This window comes from Aerosakkonema sp. BLCC-F183, assembly GCF_041929145.1.
Taxonomy (GTDB): Bacteria; Cyanobacteriota; Cyanobacteriia; order Cyanobacteriales; family Aerosakkonemataceae; genus Aerosakkonema.
Window position 1 is genome coordinate 1 of the sequence record NZ_JBHFNU010000077.1, and the last position, 4570, is coordinate 4570.

General features: G+C 45.4%; 3 protein-coding genes and 1 pseudogene. 3 read left to right on the top strand and 1 reads right to left on the bottom strand.

Translation table 11 applies throughout. From position 1 onward, the window contains the following. Positions 1-582 (top strand): annotated as a pseudogene (locus ACE1CD_RS23155) (IS481 family transposase); the annotation flags it as partial. Next, entirely contained in the window at positions 572-1543 is a 972-nt protein-coding gene (locus tag ACE1CD_RS23160) for an ExeA family protein (RefSeq protein ID WP_374789833.1), read from the top strand. The pseudogene ACE1CD_RS23155 and the gene ACE1CD_RS23160, both read left to right, overlap by 11 nt. A gap of 55 nt (positions 1544-1598) precedes the next feature. Here ACE1CD_RS23160 and ACE1CD_RS23165 read toward each other — a convergent pair whose 3' ends face one another. Continuing rightward, entirely contained in the window at positions 1599-4061 is a 2463-nt protein-coding gene (locus ACE1CD_RS23165) for a protelomerase family protein (RefSeq protein WP_374789835.1), read from the bottom strand. A gap of 244 nt (positions 4062-4305) precedes the next feature. On the opposite strand from ACE1CD_RS23165, the gene ACE1CD_RS23170 reads away from it, so the two are divergent. Beyond that, positions 4306-4570 (top strand): transposase DNA-binding-containing protein (locus ACE1CD_RS23170; RefSeq protein WP_374789837.1); only part of this gene is annotated, 265 nt, incomplete at its 3' end.

Genomic DNA, 4570 nt, shown 5'->3' on the forward strand with positions numbered 1-4570 from the left:
GAAAGGTTTTGTACCTTCGCCCGCGAACCCGAACAACGCAAAGTCGGCATTGATGCCCGGATTAGTGTGGAAGCAGTTAGCTACGAAGTAGACCCAGACCTAGCAGGAGAAACGGTAATTTTGTGGTGGGGGCTATTCGACAACGAACTGTACGTAGAACATAAAGAGCGACGCTATGGCCCATACATCCCAGTAGAAGGCCCGATACCCTTACATCACTACCGGAAATTTAAAAAGACCCGTAGCCAAAAACGGGCGGAGAGGATTGGAGCATTAGCCAAACAACTAGCCTTACCAGATGCGGTTGGAAATACAAGCCACGCCACGAATCCAAACAACATCATCGAACTGCCACGCCAGTCATTTGTAGACCCCGATCCATTTGAAGAACTCACCTTTCCCTCAGTACTAGCAGCCAAGCGAGCGATCGCAGACTATCTAGGCTATCCACTGGCTCAGTTGAAAGCAGAGCAGATGGCCTATATAGAAGAAATATTGGAAAGCAGCTTAAACAAAAAACAAGTGCTGGCAAGCATTCGAGATTATTTTATGCCTGCGTCAAGGAGGCCCGATGCTCAGTAGAGTGATGGAGTACTTTGGCTTGAAACGGGATTTTAGCCATGTAGGGTATTTTGAGACAGAGCAACAGGCACAACTGTTCAAAGAACTGAAATTTCTGTTGCGCCAGGGGCGATTAGTGGCACTATCTGGTGTCGTAGGATGCGGGAAGACCACAACCTTAGAACGACTGCAATCAGAATTAGCCACAGAAAAAGACATATTGCTCTCGCGCAGCTTGGCGATCGATAAAGAGCGTGTCAGACTAGCAACCTTAATGACAGCCCTGTTCTATGACTTGGCAACGGAAAAAGAGGGACGATTGCCCACAGCACCCGAACAACGGGAGCGAAAGCTATTGTCCGTGATTGGAAAGCGCCGGAAACCCGTAGTTTTGTTTGTTGATGAAGCCCACGACTTGCATCATCGAACCTTATTAGGAATCAAACGGTTAATGGAATTAGTGCGTTCTGGAGGAGCGACGCTTTCAGTAGTGTTAGCTGGACACCCGAAGTTGAAAAATGACCTGCGTCGTCCTCATTTAGAAGAGATTGGTGCTAGAGCCGAAGTCTTTACTTTAGAAGGCATCCGAAGTCAGCAACAGCAGTACATAGAATGGTTATTGAACGAATGTGCGATTGAGGGAATTCAACCAGAAGATGTATTAACAGAAGAAGCAATGGTGCTCTTAGCCGAGCGACTGGCAACGCCATTGCAAGTAGAACACTATCTCCGTCGGACTTTGGAAGAAGCGCATAAAGTAGCGTGTAAACCAGTGACAAAAGAAATCGTGGAAATGGTGTTATCAGTTGGGCTAGAAGATTTAGAACCAAACTTGATCAGGCATGGTTATAACGCCAAAGTTTTAGCCGAGTTATTGAATATCCGTATTGGAGAAGTGCGATCGTTTTTTCAAGGCCAATTACCGCCAACTCGCATTCAAGACCTCAGAGAGCAAATGCTCAAAATTGGTATTCCCGTATAATTAATTATGGGTAGAATCCCCCACTGATTGTAATTTTGAATTATTTTGACAAAGGTTAACGATCCGAACCGCTTGCTTCAAGAGAAATTGCGTTATCAACAGCATTTTGCAGGGCTTGTTCATCACTCTTCTTGGCCTTAAGTTGATTATGGCGTTCTGACAACTGATGAAGTTGATTATGTTCGTCGATCGCCGAACGTAGTGCCTCAAAATAACGACGAACAGCTGGACGATTGCAGCCTGTTAGTCGGAAAATCAAAGACTCAGAAATAAACCATTTTTGCTCTGGCTCTTTCGTCTGTTCGTTAAACTGCATCACAGCTATTACGGTGCGATCGATCTTCTGGAGGGCCCTACCCTTAAGATTACTCCCAGTCTCTTGATTTGATATAGAGGAAAATTTCCGAAGTTTTTGAGATTTTTTGGGAACCTCTGATTGACTATCGGTGAGCTTTGAAGAAGACAGGGAATCTGAAGAAAATTGGTCAGAATTAAGATGAGAAATTAATTCCGTAACTTGTTGTAATTGTAACTCCAATCGAGCGACTTTAGCTGCTAATTGATATGTACTAGGAGCCTCTAAAACTGAATCAGATTCCTCTTCAACTGAACGAGATTCTGCTGCCATTGAATCAGCTTCAACCACAGAAGAAAGCATTTGAGAACGAGATTCTGCCGCAGCAACTGACATCCCTTCAACAATAGACAAACTACGTCGAGCTAATCGGACAATAGCAGGTAAAGCATCTTCAACGGAAAGTCCTAACCCAGAAGCGATCGCCATCCAATCCTGCAAAACCTCCCCTTCAAGAGTAAGATGCAATGGCTCGCCAACCCCTAAGTTTGGTACATTTGTACTGGAAACAGCCCGCTCCTCATTCGTTTCTCCACTGGGATCGTCTTCACCCGCAGCAGTGACAAAAAGCGTGGAACTATCAGCAAGAGCATCAGTAGCATCAGTAGCACGAGCGATCGCAACCCCATCAGAGGTACTCGCAGCACTCAGCAACTCATAAGCAGCAATCAGACCGGAATAACTAACATCGGGGATAACCGAGGCAAAAAACTTCTTAATCGAGCGCTGGATCAAAGGACGAATGATATATTCAATCTGATTAGGAGCCTCATAACGCAGTCGTTTAATAGCCGTCCAACGATGATAGCGCAAATGTTCGATCGCCCCAACAATCAAGCGACTATCTAACAGCGTCGTAATCGTTCCCACAGGTGACAACTGATGGCTGAAAAGCAACTGATGCGGCGAGTCAGTAAGTTTGAAAATACCAGACTTAATCAGAGAAGCGACACTACGGCCAGTCACAGCCACTAAACCCGTCGCCAACGGCCCAAAATGGGGACTGCTCAAAAGTCGCTGGCAGATAGCCAGATAAACATCCAAATTAATCGCGCCCTTGCTGTCACTGTCACTGTCACTGTTTAACAGTTGATGAGAAACCACATCAGAGTCAACCCTAGATTCACCGTCAGTAGAAAAGTAATCCTCTTCGTCTTCGTCTTCGTCTGTATGGTTATTGTTACTGTGGCCATCGATCGGGGTGTGGCGATCGAAAGTTGGTTGAGATTGATGTCCAGACGGGCAGATGCTCTGAGGTGGGGAAATTTTTTGAATATCAACAACCGGTTTTGACCGCACCCGATCGATCGCTGCTTCCTTAGTAGTTACAGTTATAGCTTCATCCGTTTGGCAGGATACGATCGCCCTCTTCACGCTGCCAGAGCCAACCACAGCTTTAGAGTTAGAGAACACAGCAGATGGCTCACCATCATCTGTGTACTCCCCAACAGCATCTGGGTTCTGGACAACAGTTGTCACCACAGTTGGCACAGCCGGAAAAGCCATTGCCTCCACAAGAGTACCTTCTGCTCGCCCTGGAAGACAGGTTTGAAAAACCTGTAAAACTTTCACCCCCGGTCGATCCAAGAGAATACCCTGGCGCTTACCACCACTCGCTGCAATTACCTCATCCGCAATTTGATAAACCATATAATTGAGCGTACTATTGCGGTCTTCATGAGCCATGATGACTTTTGTGTATAAATCATCCTTCAGTCCCGGTGGAGCATAGAAAAAAGTAGCCAAACAATTGTATACAGCCCGCATCCGATGAGTTGTAGGCCGCATCTCTCCTTCCACCATTTGAATCGTCGGCACCAAGTCACAAAAAGTGCGAATTACCTGACAACGAACATCATTTTTGTAAGAGTCCAACAAATCCCGGTTAGTATCATCCACCAGAAACAATTCCCTCAGACGGCTGACGCCATCAATAATGCGTGAGGCTTCAATCAGAGTTGGAATTTCCACTGCTGCCAACTCCTTCCCCCTAGTTTTAAGCTGTCCGGTAAACCATACACTGTACGCCGTACAACGAGAAAACTGAGCCGTCACCAAAATTTCCGAAACCCTGCGACCAGTCAGTACCACCAGAGCCGCCGCAATATCGGAATATATGGAAGCTTCTAGACCAGAATGCAGCAATCTCTCTGCCCTAGTCACAATTTCAAACGCTATCCATTAATCGCAAATAACTTAACAAAGCTTGCAAAATAACTTAACAATTCTCCGGCTATAAAGCGTTGAAATGCCGTTAAAGGAGTAAAGAAAAAATAGGATCGGCCTAGAATTAGTGACAAAAGTTTACAAAAACAGCCAAAAAAACAGCAGATGTCATGTATAAGGAAAAAAGTGTCTGTACACAAGAGAAAATAGCAGAAAAAGGAAGCATAAAAAGGCCAAAAAAATGAGTTGGGCAGCAGAGGAATTGAAACACGCAGAATTAGGAGACAAACGCCGAAACAAAAGACTAATCAAAATAGTAGAAGACCTAGCAGCGTGCCCAGAAGAAAGTATACCCCAAGCATCGAGAGACGCCGCCGCAGTGCAAGGAGCATACGACTTCTTCGACAACCCAAGAATCAAAGCATCAGACATCCTAGCAGCCCATACAAAAAGCACCATAGAAAGAGCCAAACAAAACTCATTAGTACTAGCCATCCAAGACACAA

Bases quoted from the DNA above. Each gene is read 5' to 3' on its own strand.
- ACE1CD_RS23160 (WP_374789833.1), top strand. From the start codon at position 572: ATGCTCAGTAGAGTGATGGAGTACTTTGGCTTGAAACGGGATTTTAGC.